The sequence below is a fragment of the Shewanella sp. JNE2 genome (genome assembly GCF_023159115.1).
GTDB lineage: Bacteria > Pseudomonadota > Gammaproteobacteria > Enterobacterales > Shewanellaceae > Shewanella > Shewanella putrefaciens.
This window is the reverse complement of sequence record NZ_CP096169.1, coordinates 1,609,953-1,622,786: the sequence shown is the minus strand read 5'-3', so window position 1 is coordinate 1,622,786 and position 12,834 is coordinate 1,609,953. Positions and strand designations below refer to the sequence as shown.

Sequence of the window (12,834 nt, the reverse complement as noted above, 5' to 3'; positions counted from 1 at the left end):
GACTCCTTGTTTTTCAATTTATTAGCAATCAGTACAATTATTGTTCGCCAGACGCGGCTTGAGTCTCATTGCGCTCATAAATCAGGATAGGAGCAGACTCACCATTTACCACGGATTCATCCACTACCGCCTTCACCACACCGTCAACGGAGGGGATATCGTACATAGTATCCAGCAGAATACTTTCTACGATTGAACGTAGGCCACGGGCACCCGTCTTACGCGACATGGCTTTATGGGCAATCGCCTTTAGCGCATCTTCGCGGAACTCGAGTTCAACGCCTTCCATCTCAAATAACGCGCTGTATTGCTTAGTCAGGGCATTTTTTGGTTGAGATAAAATTTGCACTAGGGCTTCTTCATCCAGTTCTGTCAGCGTTGCAACTACGGGCAAACGACCAATAAACTCAGGGATAAGGCCATATTTCACCAGATCACCAGGCTCAACTTGAGACAAGGTTTCAGAAATTGTCGCCTTGTCCTTTTCGCCTTTCACCTGCGCTCCAAAACCAATACCCGAGCCCACGTGGGCACGCTGCTCAATCACTTTCTCAAGCCCAGCAAATGCGCCACCACAGATAAACAGAATCTTAGAAGTATCGACTTGCAAGAATTCTTGCTGCGGATGCTTACGGCCACCTTGTGGCGGAACCGCGGCAACTGTACCTTCGATGAGTTTTAACAGCGCTTGCTGCACACCCTCGCCCGAGACGTCACGGGTGATCGATGGATTGTCGGATTTACGGCTGATTTTATCGATTTCATCGATATATACGATACCACGTTGTGCCTTCTCAACATCGTAGTCGCACTTTTGCAGCAATTTTTGAATGATGTTTTCAACGTCTTCACCCACATAACCTGCTTCGGTTAAGGTGGTTGCATCTGCCATAGTGAAAGGCACGTTTAAAGAGCGTGCTAGCGTCTCTGCTAGCAGAGTTTTCCCGCTACCCGTTGGGCCAATCAGCAAAATATTACTCTTGCCCAATTCAACCCCATCTTTAGGTGATGAATTTTTTAAGCGTTTATAGTGATTATAAACCGCCACAGAGAGTACTTTTTTGGCTCTGTCTTGACCAATGACATAATCGTCTAAATGCGCACGCAACTCATGTGGCGTTGGCAATTTATCGCTATCACGTTTTGGAGAGATCTCTTTAATCTCTTCACGAATAATATCGTTGCATAATTCAACGCATTCGTCGCATACGTATACTGATGGGCCAGCAATGAGTTTTCTCACTTCATGCTGGCTCTTACCGCAAAAAGAGCAGTACAGCAATTTACCGCTGTCACCATTATTTTTGTTGTCGCCCATTAATTACCTCATTTGCAGTCTGCTCTACTGCCAGTCTTAAATTTACTTAACCTTTCACAGAGCATAGCCCAGTCAAAAGCAAAAATCAGCCACGCTTAGTCATCACTGAATCAACTAAACCGTATTCAACGGCTTGAGTTGCGCTCATAAAGTTATCGCGATCGGTATCACGCTCAATCACTTCAAGCGGCTGGCCTGTGTGCTCAGCTAGCATTAGATTCAGTTTATGCTTTATACCTAAAATTTCTTGGGCATGAATAGCGATATCAGAAGCTTGACCTTGAAAACCACCCAGTGGTTGATGGATCATCACGCGAGAGTTAGGTAAGCAAAAACGCTTGCCCTTTTCACCACCGGCTAATAAAAACGCGCCCATGCTAGCCGCTTGGCCAATACACACAGTGCTCACATTTGGCTTGATAAACTGCATCGTATCGTAAATCGCCATACCAGCCGTCACAGAGCCACCCGGTGAGTTGATATATAAGAATATGTCTTTATCTGGGCTTTCTGATTCGAGGAAGAGTAGCTGCGCCACAATCAAATTGGCCATGTGTTCTTCAACTTGACCTACCAAAAAGATAATCCGCTCTTTCAACAAACGAGAATAAATATCGTATGAGCGTTCACCCTTAGCGGTCTGTTCTATTACCATAGGCACTAGAGCGTTTTGTATATCTGACGCATTATGCATTATTCACTTCCCTAAATAAAAATGGCTCGCATGAGGAGCCTCATACGAGCCATTATAAATGGCGAACAGCTAATCAAGTCAAGCTTAGCTTATGCGCGACCAGTAGCCTTGTTCATAAATTCTTCAAAAGCGACTTCTTTTTCGGTCACTTTGGCCGATTTCAACAGTGCTTCAACGGCTTGCTCTTCTAAAGCGACGTTACGCATGTTTTGCATCAGTTCTTTATTGCTGTTGTAATAAGCAATCACTTCACTTGGATCTTCGTAGGCAGACGCCATAGAAGCAATCAAGCCTTGTACACGCTCATCTTCCGCTTTCAGCTCGTTAGTTTTGATCACTTCGCCTAATAGCAGACCGATTTTCACGCGACGAGCCGCTTGCTCAGTAAATAATTCAGCTGGCAATTCTGGCATGTTAGCCGTTTGACCACCAAAGCGTTGCATCGCTTGTTGACGTAATACGTTAACTTCGCCATCAATCAGCGCTTTTGGCAGTTCGATGTCGTTGTTCGCTAACAAACCTGCAATCACTTGCTCTTTTACGTTAGCTTTTAACGCTTGCTCAAGTTCACGATTCATGTTTTTACGGATTTCAGTTTTAAGGGCTTCTAAGCCACCTTCACTGATACCAAATAGTGCTGCAAACTCATCGTTGACTTCTGGCAGGTTAGCCGCTTGAACTTCAGTCAGTGTAATCGCGAACTTAGCCGCTTTACCTTTCAGGTTTTCAGCGTGATATTCTTCTGGGAAGTTCACGTCGATAACAAATTCTTCGCCCGCTTTGTGACCTAAGATACCCGCTTCAAAACCAGGGATCATACGGCCGCTACCTAATTGCAGTTCGAAATCTTCAGCTTTACCGCCTTCAAATTCTTCGCCGTCAACAGAGCCAACAAAGTTCATTTTCACTTTGTCGCCATCTGCAGCTTCACGCTCAACCGCGGCATAAGTCGCGTGTTGTTTGCGTAAAGTTTCAATCATGCTATCAACGTCAGCATCGGTTACTGATGCTTTTGGTTGTTCGACTTCGATCGCATCTAAACCTTTTAACTCAACTTCTGGATAAATTTCAAAGGTCGCGACGAATTCAAATTTTTCGCTATCAGTTGAACCAGGAATAAAAGTTGGAGCGCCAGCTGGATTTAACTTCTCAGCAATGATGGCTTCGATAAAGTTACGTTGCATCACTTCGCCGGTGATATCTTGACGAATTGCGGCGCCATAACGTTTGTTGATTACAGTGACAGGCACTTTACCAGGACGGAAACCTGGGATACGAGCACGCTTAGCTTCACGTTGTAAACTGTCTTTAACCAACTTTTCAATTTGTTCCGCAGGAACAGAAATGGTTAGGCGACGCTCTAGGCCTTGGGTTGCTTCAACAGAAACTTGCATTGTTTTACCTCGAAATTTGTCTAACGCCCTTTGTAATAGCCGAGTCATCAACTATTCAGGTATTCGTTTCTTGATCATTAAATTTGACTACAATGCCCACCACTACTGGCTTTTGGCACAGGTCGCTCATAGTTGATATCTATCAAGACGCGACATTATAGCCACCGTTTTCTGCAGAGTCGAGCCTCAACAGCCGAATCTGAGGTATAAAAAAAGCGACCGTAGGTCGCTATTTTTATTTTGTACTCTAAGTACTAAAAAATGGGGTGACTGATGGGGCTCGAACCCACGACAACCGGAATCACAATCCGGGACTCTACCAACTGAGCTACAATCACCACTGAAACTGGTACGCCCGGCAGGATTCGAACCTGCGACCACCCGCTTAGAAGGCGGGTGCTCTATCCAACTGAGCTACGGGCGCATGGTGTACAGAATATTCTGCATCCTAACTGGCGTTGGATAGCATTTGGCTATCCATGTTATTCACTCATTTGAATTCAATTAAACTCTGCGAGCAAATAACAATAAAGTGGTCGGTGATAGAGGATTCGAACCTCTGACCCTCTGGTCCCAAACCAGATGCGCTACCGGACTGCGCTAATCACCGAAGATCTCAAATATTATTTACTTATACACTACTACATAAGTATCCTTGAGAACGGAGCGCATCTTATCCCCTCACTTTACACCCGTCAACGATTTTTTTATCGTTCGACTCTAGGTGCTGAATTATCAGGCTAATCTGGTTTTTTTTATCCACTTGGCAACAGCTTTAACCATGACACAGTAGCTGTGCCCTGTTAAAATAGCCACGATTGCCAATCTCTGTGTTAACTAGTGTTTTCACCATCGCCCATATAAAGGATATCCTACACCCATGACAGCCCAAATAATCGACGGCAAGGCGATTGCTCAATCCATCCGCACTAAGCTCAGCGAAAAAGTCACCGCCCGCAAAGAGGCTGGACAACGCGTACCGGGTTTAGCCGTAATATTAGTGGGAGCCGATCCGGCATCACAAGTTTATGTTGGCAGTAAACGTAAGGCCTGTGAAGAAGTTGGATTTATTTCTCGTTCATACGATTTAGAAACAAACTGCACTGAAGATGAATTACTCAACCTGATTGATAGTCTTAATGATGATCCGACAATTGATGGCATTTTAGTGCAGCTCCCATTACCCGCGCATATAGAAGATTCAAAAGTCATCGAACGCATTCGCCCCGATAAAGATGTCGATGGATTTCACCCGTACAACGTCGGCCGTTTAGCCCAGCGTATTCCGGTGCTGCGCTCTTGTACCCCAATGGGCATAATGACACTCATCAAATCCACCGGCGTTGATACCTATGGTTTAGATGCGGTTGTGGTTGGCGCCTCAAATATCGTTGGCCGCCCTATGACTTTAGAATTACTGCTAGCGGGCTGCACAACAACGACATGTCATCGTTTTACTAAGAATCTCGAGCAAAAAATTCGCCAAGCCGATTTAGTCGTAGTTGCCGTGGGTAAACCCGGTTTTATTCCTGGTGAGTGGATAAAACCTGGCGCGATTGTGATCGATGTGGGCATTAACCGTTTAGATAACGGCACCTTAGTCGGCGATGTGCAATATGACATTGCAGCGCAAAATGCCAGCTTTATCACTCCAGTCCCCGGCGGTGTTGGCCCGATGACGATTGCAAGCCTATTAGAAAACACCTTATATGCCGCCGAGCAATATCATGACTAGGTTCTAGGTTCTAGGTTCTAGGTTCTAGGTTCTAGGTTCTAGGTTCTAGCAAGCATAAAAAAACCTGCATGATGCAGGTTTTTTTATTTACTGAAGATTTTCTTGAATTAAAAATATAACGAATAAGCTTATTTCTTACGCCAAGTGGTGCCACTTGGACCATCTTCAAGCACAACGCCCAAAATATCTAAACGATTACGCGCCACATCCGCAGCAGCCCAATCTTTTTCGCTGCGAGCACGGTTACGTTCAACGATTAAGGCTTCAATTTCAGCCACTTCATCGTCACTACCCTCGCCTTTAAAGAAAGCATCAGGATCTTGGCCTAACAGCCCAAGTACATCGGCTAATTGTTTCATTGCCACAGCAAGGGCAGACGCCTTAGCAATATCCGTCGCTTTTAGGCGATTAATGTCACGCACCATATCAAACAGCACTGAATAAGCTTCTGGGGTGTTGAAATCATCGTCCATTGCCGCTTTAAACTTAGCAATAAACTCTTCAGCAGGCGCCGCTGCGACAGTCAAGTCGACATCTTTAATGGCCGTATACAAACGCTCTAACGCTGAGCGAGCCTGCTTCAAGTTATCTTCTGAGTAGTTCAGTTGACTACGATAATGACCTGATAATAGGAAGTAACGTACTGTTTCAGCATCGTAATGACCAAGCACATCACGAATGGTGAAGAAGTTGCCTAAGGATTTTGACATCTTTTCACGGTCAACCATCACCATGCCAGTGTGCATCCAATAGTTGACGTATGGTGTGTCATGGGCACAGCAAGACTGGGCGATTTCATTCTCATGATGTGGGAACTGTAAGTCAGAGCCGCCACCATGAATATCAAAATGCAGACCTAGATGTTTGCTGTTCATGGCTGAACATTCGATATGCCAGCCAGGACGACCCGGTCCCCATGGGGATTCCCACGTTGGTTCGCCAGGTTTAGACATTTTCCACAACACAAAATCCATTGGATTTTGCTTGTTTTCGTCGACTTCAACTCGCGCACCGGCTTGCAGTTGATCTAAATTTTGCCCCGATAAACGGCCGTAATCAGGGTAAGATGCCACGCTAAATAGCACATCGCCATCACTGGCAACATAGGCGTGACCACGGGCGAGTAATAACTCAACCATGTCGATAATTTCTGCAATGTGCAGTGTCGCGCGCGGTTCAAAATCGGGGCGCAGCATATTTAAGGCATCAAAATCTCGATGCATCTCGCCAATCAAACGCTCGGTTAAGGCTTCACAACTTTCGTTATTTTCGTTAGCGCGCTTGATGATTTTGTCATCGACATCGGTAATATTGCGCTGAAAATTCACCTCATAGCCCACATAGCGCAGGTAACGCACTATCATGTCAAAGGAAACAAAAGTACGGCCGTGACCAATATGACAGAGATCGTATATGGTCACACCACACACGTACATCCCAATTTTTCCGGGATTGATTGGCTTAAATTCCTGTTTTTGGCGGGTAATACTGTTGTAAATCTTCAACATCGGCATTCTCTTCAATGATACATTCAGGAGTAAAATCAAGGGGTCAGTCTATCACGGCCTAACGGGTTTTGAATACTGCACTTTGCGCGCAATCCGAGATAAGTTAGAATCGCGCCACTATTTACAGAGAGTATGAAAACATGATCACATTACACACCAATTTTGGCGACGTTAAACTGCAACTGAATGCTGAAAAAGCGCCATTAACCGTAGCAAACTTTATGAAATATGTTGACGAAGGTTTCTTCGATGGCACTATTTTCCACCGTGTGATTGACGGTTTTATGATCCAAGGTGGTGGCTTCAACGAAGATATGAGCCAAAAGCGCTGCCATGAGCCCGTAAAAAACGAAGCCAATAACGGTTTATCAAACCGTACTGGTACTGTCGCTATGGCGCGAACTTCAGATCCCCACTCTGCTACTGCGCAGTTCTTCATTAATGTAAACGACAATACTTTCCTCGATTTTAAATCTGAAACCTCACAGGGCTGGGGCTACTGCGTATTCGGCGAAGTCGTTGAAGGTATGGACGTTATCGAAAAAATTAAAGCGGTCAGCACAGGCAATCGCGGCATGCATCAAGATGTGCCATTAGAAGCGGTTGTGATTAAAAAAGTCAGCGTCGCGGCATAATACGGCGAATGCGAACTCTCTTTATAGGCGATCTGCACCTGAGTGCAGATCGCCTTGATATCACCCAAGCGTTCACTCGCTTTCTCGACACTGAACTCGATGATGCTGACGCACTGTATATCCTAGGTGATTTGTTTGAAGTCTGGGTTGGTGACGATATTGCCGCACCTTTTGCCCTTGAACTTGCGAATAAACTCAAACAAGTTTCACTGAAACTGCCAGTGTATTTTATCCATGGCAATCGTGATTTTATGTTAGGCAAACAATTTGCGCGCGCCGCAGGAATGCAAATATTGCCTGAAGTCACCAGCTTGAATTTATACGGAGTGAAAACGGTAATTTTACATGGCGATAGCTTATGTACATTAGATAAAGCCTATCAACGCTTTCGAAAACTGCGCAGTTTAGCGCTGGCTCGTTGGCTTTACGGGTGTTTATCTAAGAAAACTCGCCAAGGTATTGCCGATAACATTCGCAGCAAAAGTAAAAGCAGTAATAAGCATAAAAGCTATACCATCATGGATGTTGAACCTAACGCCGTAAATGCACTTCTGGCTAGAACACATGCGCAATATATGATCCACGGTCACACACATAGACCTGCAATTCATCAACTCGATAATGGCTGTAAACGCATCGTTGTTGGCGATTGGTATCAACAAGGCAGCGTACTGAGTGTGAGCCCTCAAGGGATTGACTTACAAAGCCTACCTTTCAGCCCACAGCAAGATTAAGTTTGTTGAAAATGAATTGATTAACAATTTATCTAAACCGTTAATCAATTCATCCACCTTACCATTTTACCTACACTGGTTGACCGCTATGAAAACGAAACTCATCATCTAGTGCCATGATCAATTCCGCTTCTTTCAGGCCAAAATAAGCAACTCTGTCACTGATATCTTCTGATGAAACTCGCTGTGCTAATTTGAGATAATCTTCATAATGTCTCGCCTCAGAGCGTAATAATGAGACATAAAACCGATTCAATTCATCATCTAAATAAGGGGCTAACTTAGCAAAGCGTTCACAGGATCGCGCTTCAATATAAGCGCCAACAATCAGTTTATCCCTTAAAATGTGTTTTTCATGGGTAGTAACATAGCTCATCATACCTTTGGCATAACGTCCTGCACGAATATTACGGTAAGGAATGTGCCTTGCGTGCATCAACTCTAATACTTGCTCAAAATGATGAAATTCTTCTTTAATCAAACGAATAAGTGGCTGAATTAAATCTATCGCAAATTCAAAATTTCCGTTTGGAATAAATTGAGTTGCCAACTCATTCTTTTTGGCATCACGACTAAGAAATTGCTCAATATCACGATCTTTCAGATAGACAAACTCTTCATAGGGTTTAGCCCACGCTAAAAGTAAGCGTCCACTATCCTTATCTAATGCATATCGTCTAAGTAAAAACATCGCTGTCTGCGCGGCTTTTAGCTCACATAATGTAAATATGTGCACATTAATATTTTCAAACTACTAACCTGTCCCCGAAATTAGATTTTCCAGCATGATGGTCTTAAATTTTGGGGTTAGGTCAAGACTCTCAGATGCCAGCCGTCATCTCAAAAACGCTGAGTACATAATCGCTGCTTTCCTAGTATACGCAATCTATAGATGAACTCATGTGACATGGGCACGAGGTAGATATTCACACATAAAGTGAACACCAACCAACCTTAACCATTGTTTTTAAAGGATTTTCATCTTTTAAAGCCTTATGATATATTTAGCGAAACTCCGTTCCCATATCCCAATTACTACCACTATGAAACGTTTGACTCAGCCTCCAACGATTTTAGAGCTCTGTCAGAAAGCGGACCATCGGTAATTCTATCAAAATCCAACGCGGGCTCATACGCATATTGATCCCTAAATCGGTGAACTTTAGCCAGATCTCCACGCCAAAAAATATAGGGATTTATCTGTATCAGACCGCTATTACTATCAATATCCCTGATCAAGCTCTTTTTTCTCAGGTGACTCAGTGCATTGCTCAGAGTTGTAGATCTAATATTCAAAGCTTTGCAAATGCGTTTCCTAGCATATGTTGATAGATCAATAGTGGTGTGATGTTCAATGGTCATAAGCCTCTGTAATTGCAGCATTACCCGCAGTTGGGTGCTGGGTAATGCTGTCAAACAGTCTACAGACTCATGAAAAATTGATGAATATAGTGGAGTTGAGCGCCGTTTGACCTTGGAAATTGTTGTTGTTTTTGTCGTTTTTTGGACTCCATTCTCTATGTTTTTGTGGGTTTCGATGTGCTCGATGTAATCAGTTGCCATAATCATCTCCTAGATTTAATGCCGCATGTAAAAATAGCCTTTAAACCGAGTCTACTATGTCTTAGGATTTCGCACATTTCCATTTATAAACAATGACATGTAACATTATAAAGCTTTCCAGAGATGGAAGTGTAACCTATTGATTTTATGAATTTATAATTTTGATTTTTTATTTAAAATTGAAGGTCAAACTCAGGATTTGTGACGCTAATCACATTTTCAGTTCGAGCACAAAAGGCTTTGGATGCATAGGGGTAGCAGACTGAGCAGCTCAAAACAGTAGAAGTGAGCACCAATAAACAGCAGAAGCGATCATTTTCTCCAAGCAGCCAATCGCATACACGGCAGCTAGAGACTGCACATTTCTACTGGTAACGACAGCCCAAGCCACAGTCCAAATTGCCCAGTCCCAAGCAAGAAAAAGCACGAAGTAAAAGGAGCTGATTGACCGAACGACCTGTACACTATCTTTAACTAAATGGAGATCAGCACGATACAACGATTTAGGAATAGCAAGATCGTTTGGTAGCTATGACTTTTTATGGATTGTGGTGAGGTATCATTCCATGCTCGAACTAATATCACACTTTATTTGTTATTAAATAGAGTGTGATAATGTTATTCGCTTGCTAAATAAAGTAAGATTGGAAAAGTATAAGTTCTATAGAAAGCTTAGCCTAAAAAAGGAATTACATGAAAATCTTAATTACATGCTTACTCTGCACTGTCCCTATGACTGCTTTTTCTCACTCAGGGGGGACGGATAGTAATGGTTGCCATGCTGGAAGTGAGCCATATCATTGCCATAATAGTGAAAAATCATCTGCAATAAGTATGGGGGCATGGGATATAAATTCTGGATATCAATATCAGTTTGATACGACCAGTATAATTCCATATTTAGGTGTTTCTTTGGGTAGTAGTGAACATGATGGCGAAACATCTTTAGGTGCTAATTTAGGGGTTAAGCATCAAAATGGGTTGTACGCAGGTTATGTATCAACATCTAAGAGTTTGCAGTTAGGTTACGATTTTTTTTCATTTATCAATCAGTTCTGATTATTTCGGGATAGGTATTCGCTACCCATTTGGAAATATAAATAATACTGATCAAAGTGGAATTTACTTTAGTGGTAGTGCTCTTTTCTCTGGTGATGAGTAAATTTTAAGGTTAAAGATCAACAAACTTGATAGGGTGAATTTTTACGGTCTGGGGGAAATGGGCTAGTAATGCGTCCTGTAGTCTATCTTTTTTAAGTAAATGGAAGTGATGCTATTCACTCAGAAGTGTTATCGCTTTAATTGCATAGATATTATCTGAGTCTTTATGGATGGGAAGGTAATAGCTGATATTACGTAAAAACGAGAGGATGTACTACAAAAAAATCTCATCATAACATCATCTCGAAGCAATGAGGTAATGTAATTTAGTCTAATCAAAGTTAATACAAGGAATAGCATATGAATAAATTTATCGTTTTATTTTTTCTTATTTTAAGTGGATGCACTACTGTTCCGTACAATGGAGCTGAAATGTCTGTTAAGCAAGTAAATTACCCTGAAATAGGTAAGGTAAACACTATTTATGTTGGTGACCATATGGTTCAAAAGGGAGATATTCAAGAAGAAAATGTACTAATCGTAAATCAAATGATTGATGGAACTTTGTACGATATCCCTCCTCAAGTTTATAAGCAGATAGGTTATAATAGTAAGAGTGATTTTTATTCATCTCAGGGAGTTGTTCCAGGTTTTTTGGCTGACCCAATTCAAGCCTTGATGCTAGATAAATCACCAAACTCAAAGCTATGCGTAGTTTCAACGTTTGGTAATACCGAGTGTTATGATGGTAGTTATGAGCGTAAAAAACAGTTGTCAGAAAAAGTCAGTAGTTTCCAACAAACTCTAATTTATAATGGACGAGTTGGAGATAAAATTAACATTGGGTATAGGGAGTTTAGTAATAATTCCGCAAGGCCAGCATTTAATAATAGTGTTGAATATGACTTATCGGTTTCAAGCACTATTGGATATAAAGGTGCTTTATTGGAAATAATTAAAGCTGATAACAGTAGTATTGTCTACAAAGTTATTAAGAATTTCCCATAAAATCGTCATGTTGAAAATGAATTTTCAGTAAACGATGGATTCTGATACTCGCTGAAAGATTGTTTTTTTTACACACGGAAGTGCATTAAATCTTTCTGTTTGTTGCGGTTTCTTGTGATTGAGTTTTGAGTAATATACTCTGTTATTATGGCAGGCTAGGTTTATTGGTGAAAGCATTGTAGCTTATTATCTGGCAGTTCAAAGTTTATTCCAGCGTAATGGTTAAAAATTTTTAATAGTCTTTCAGCTTCAGCCCAGCCCCCGCAGCATTCAGGGCTAAGGCAGATAGTAATACATATGTTCTCACAGGTTATTAACTTACCTGTCTTTTCTGCAATATCTTTTAAATATTTTTCGGGTTGGTGATTTGTATTGCATTTTCCAGAGAAAAAGTCCAAATCAATATTTATAATTGATTTTTTTGGCGTATCCTTCTGTGATGAATACATATGTAATGAATTTAGGGCAGGTAAAATATAACTTTCTACTTTATTATTAGCTATTATAATTTTAGATGTATCGTTAAATAGTCCTTTAATTGATGAACTTCCATGGGAGCAAGTCATTATATAGTCGATATTTTTTCTATGAGAATGTAAAAATGCGGATATGTAATTGTCCCATCGAACTACTTTTAGCCTGTTTTCGCAATGAGTTATCTCTTCAGTTTCTAAGTATTCAATTATTGAACAACGCTTGGGATCAGGAAGCATTTTAAAGTCTCTCATACTAATTTCAGTTGCATCACTATGAGCGTCTATGTGAATTAAATTAATCTTAGAATTTGGTTGAGTATGCTGCTCCCAGCACCAAGATGCTGCCCTGTGATTATCCATGAAGTAAATATTGTTTAATTTATATAAAAAGTTTAATTTTGAGTGCGATGATTCATTTCGTCCATTAAACGGTACTAACCAGTTTTTAGTCATTTCAATGCCTTTCTAAATATTAAAAAGTATAACCACATATACCTATTCGTTTGATGAAATTATTCTAATTCTAAAATGGAATCTAACATTGCAAACTCCTTGCTTTATGTTTTTAATTATCGGTCCTCAAAGTGCTGTTTAAATTCATATGCTGCTATGTTCCAAGAACCGAATTAAGCCAGCGTCATTGCTAACAAAAAGCTGTTCAATTTTAG

Annotated in this window: 11 protein-coding genes, 3 tRNA genes and 1 pseudogene; 5 read left to right on the top strand and 10 right to left on the bottom strand. The window is 41.5% G+C overall.

Going from position 1 to position 12,834, the window contains the following annotated elements; translation table 11 throughout:
- Positions 1 to 37: 37 nt before the first annotated feature.
- From clpX to MZ182_RS07205, 6 genes are all read right to left on the bottom strand, one after another.
- A complete protein-coding gene (gene clpX / locus MZ182_RS07230; protein WP_014610293.1) occupies positions 38 to 1,318 on the bottom strand; it encodes an ATP-dependent protease ATP-binding subunit ClpX in 1,281 nt (426 codons plus the stop codon).
- 85 nt (positions 1,319 to 1,403) lie between these two features.
- On the bottom strand, positions 1,404 to 2,012 hold the full coding sequence (clpP, locus tag MZ182_RS07225) for an ATP-dependent Clp endopeptidase proteolytic subunit ClpP (protein WP_011789891.1): 609 nt from the start codon (positions 2,010 to 2,012) through the stop codon (positions 1,404 to 1,406).
- A gap of 89 nt (positions 2,013 to 2,101) precedes the next feature.
- Positions 2,102 to 3,406, bottom strand: coding sequence for a trigger factor (gene tig, locus MZ182_RS07220; protein ID WP_011789892.1), 1,305 nt, complete (start codon positions 3,404 to 3,406; stop codon positions 2,102 to 2,104).
- A gap of 262 nt (positions 3,407 to 3,668) precedes the next feature.
- Positions 3,669 to 3,744 (bottom strand) — tRNA-His (locus MZ182_RS07215).
- 9 nt (positions 3,745 to 3,753) lie between these two features.
- Positions 3,754 to 3,830, bottom strand: a tRNA-Arg gene (locus tag MZ182_RS07210).
- Positions 3,831 to 3,939: 109 nt separating this feature from the next.
- Positions 3,940 to 4,016 (bottom strand) — tRNA-Pro (locus MZ182_RS07205).
- A 270-nt stretch (positions 4,017 to 4,286) separates the two neighbouring features.
- Here MZ182_RS07205 and folD point away from each other — a divergent pair.
- Entirely contained in the window at positions 4,287 to 5,141 is an 855-nt protein-coding gene (gene folD, locus MZ182_RS07200; RefSeq protein ID WP_014610292.1) for a bifunctional methylenetetrahydrofolate dehydrogenase/methenyltetrahydrofolate cyclohydrolase FolD, read from the top strand.
- Positions 5,142 to 5,269: 128 nt separating this feature from the next.
- Here the strand turns inward: folD and cysS are convergent, their stop codons facing one another.
- Positions 5,270 to 6,649 (bottom strand): cysteine--tRNA ligase, encoded by a 1,380-nt coding sequence (gene cysS, locus MZ182_RS07195; RefSeq protein WP_061782719.1) that lies wholly within the window; start codon positions 6,647 to 6,649, stop codon positions 5,270 to 5,272.
- A gap of 140 nt (positions 6,650 to 6,789) precedes the next feature.
- On the opposite strand from cysS, the gene MZ182_RS07190 reads away from it, so the two are divergent.
- The gene (locus MZ182_RS07190; RefSeq protein WP_248066430.1) at positions 6,790 to 7,284 is read left to right on the top strand and encodes a peptidylprolyl isomerase; all 495 of its coding nucleotides are present in this window, start codon (positions 6,790 to 6,792) and stop codon (positions 7,282 to 7,284) included.
- Positions 7,285 to 7,292: 8 nt separating this feature from the next.
- Entirely contained in the window at positions 7,293 to 8,018 is a 726-nt protein-coding gene (locus tag MZ182_RS07185) for a UDP-2,3-diacylglucosamine diphosphatase (RefSeq protein ID WP_014610288.1), read from the top strand.
- 70 nt (positions 8,019 to 8,088) lie between these two features.
- On the opposite strand, the pseudogene miaE reads toward MZ182_RS07185, so the two are convergent.
- Both miaE and MZ182_RS07175 read right to left on the bottom strand, forming a co-directional pair.
- Positions 8,089 to 8,736 (bottom strand): annotated as a pseudogene (gene miaE, locus MZ182_RS07180) (tRNA isopentenyl-2-thiomethyl-A-37 hydroxylase MiaE); the annotation flags it as partial.
- Between the two features lie 323 nt (positions 8,737 to 9,059).
- Entirely contained in the window at positions 9,060 to 9,581 is a 522-nt protein-coding gene (locus MZ182_RS07175) for a hypothetical protein (RefSeq protein ID WP_248066429.1), read from the bottom strand.
- A gap of 693 nt (positions 9,582 to 10,274) precedes the next feature.
- Here MZ182_RS07175 and MZ182_RS07170 point away from each other — a divergent pair.
- Positions 10,275 to 10,640, top strand: a complete 366-nt coding sequence (locus MZ182_RS07170; RefSeq protein WP_248066427.1) for a YHYH domain-containing protein — start codon at positions 10,275 to 10,277, stop codon at positions 10,638 to 10,640.
- 402 nt (positions 10,641 to 11,042) lie between these two features.
- Positions 11,043 to 11,690 carry a hypothetical protein gene (locus tag MZ182_RS07165; protein WP_248066425.1) on the top strand — a complete coding sequence of 216 codons (648 nt, stop codon included), beginning with the start codon at positions 11,043 to 11,045 and terminating at the stop codon, positions 11,688 to 11,690.
- A 161-nt stretch (positions 11,691 to 11,851) separates the two neighbouring features.
- Here MZ182_RS07165 and MZ182_RS07160 read toward each other — a convergent pair whose 3' ends face one another.
- A complete protein-coding gene (locus MZ182_RS07160; protein WP_248066424.1) occupies positions 11,852 to 12,619 on the bottom strand; it encodes a UPF0489 family protein in 768 nt (255 codons plus the stop codon).
- Positions 12,620 to 12,834: the final 215 nt, after the last annotated feature.

Excerpts from the sequence above, each read along its gene's own strand:
- MZ182_RS07175 (WP_248066429.1), bottom strand. The coding sequence starts at position 9,581 with ATGGCAACTGATTACATCGAGCACATCGAAACCCACAAAAACATAGAG.
- MZ182_RS07170 (WP_248066427.1), top strand. The coding sequence starts at position 10,275 with ATGAAAATCTTAATTACATGCTTACTCTGCACTGTCCCTATGACTGCT.
- MZ182_RS07160 (WP_248066424.1), bottom strand. The coding sequence starts at position 12,619 with ATGACTAAAAACTGGTTAGTACCGTTTAATGGACGAAATGAATCATCG.
- MZ182_RS07185 (WP_014610288.1), top strand. The coding sequence starts at position 7,293 with ATGCGAACTCTCTTTATAGGCGATCTGCACCTGAGTGCAGATCGCCTT.
- folD (WP_014610292.1), top strand. The coding sequence starts at position 4,287 with ATGACAGCCCAAATAATCGACGGCAAGGCGATTGCTCAATCCATCCGC.
- tig (WP_011789892.1), bottom strand. The coding sequence starts at position 3,406 with ATGCAAGTTTCTGTTGAAGCAACCCAAGGCCTAGAGCGTCGCCTAACC.
- clpP (WP_011789891.1), bottom strand. The coding sequence starts at position 2,012 with ATGCATAATGCGTCAGATATACAAAACGCTCTAGTGCCTATGGTAATA.
- cysS (WP_061782719.1), bottom strand. The coding sequence starts at position 6,649 with ATGTTGAAGATTTACAACAGTATTACCCGCCAAAAACAGGAATTTAAG.
- MZ182_RS07190 (WP_248066430.1), top strand. The coding sequence starts at position 6,790 with ATGATCACATTACACACCAATTTTGGCGACGTTAAACTGCAACTGAAT.
- clpX (WP_014610293.1), bottom strand. The coding sequence starts at position 1,318 with ATGGGCGACAACAAAAATAATGGTGACAGCGGTAAATTGCTGTACTGC.
- MZ182_RS07165 (WP_248066425.1), top strand. The coding sequence starts at position 11,043 with ATGAATAAATTTATCGTTTTATTTTTTCTTATTTTAAGTGGATGCACT.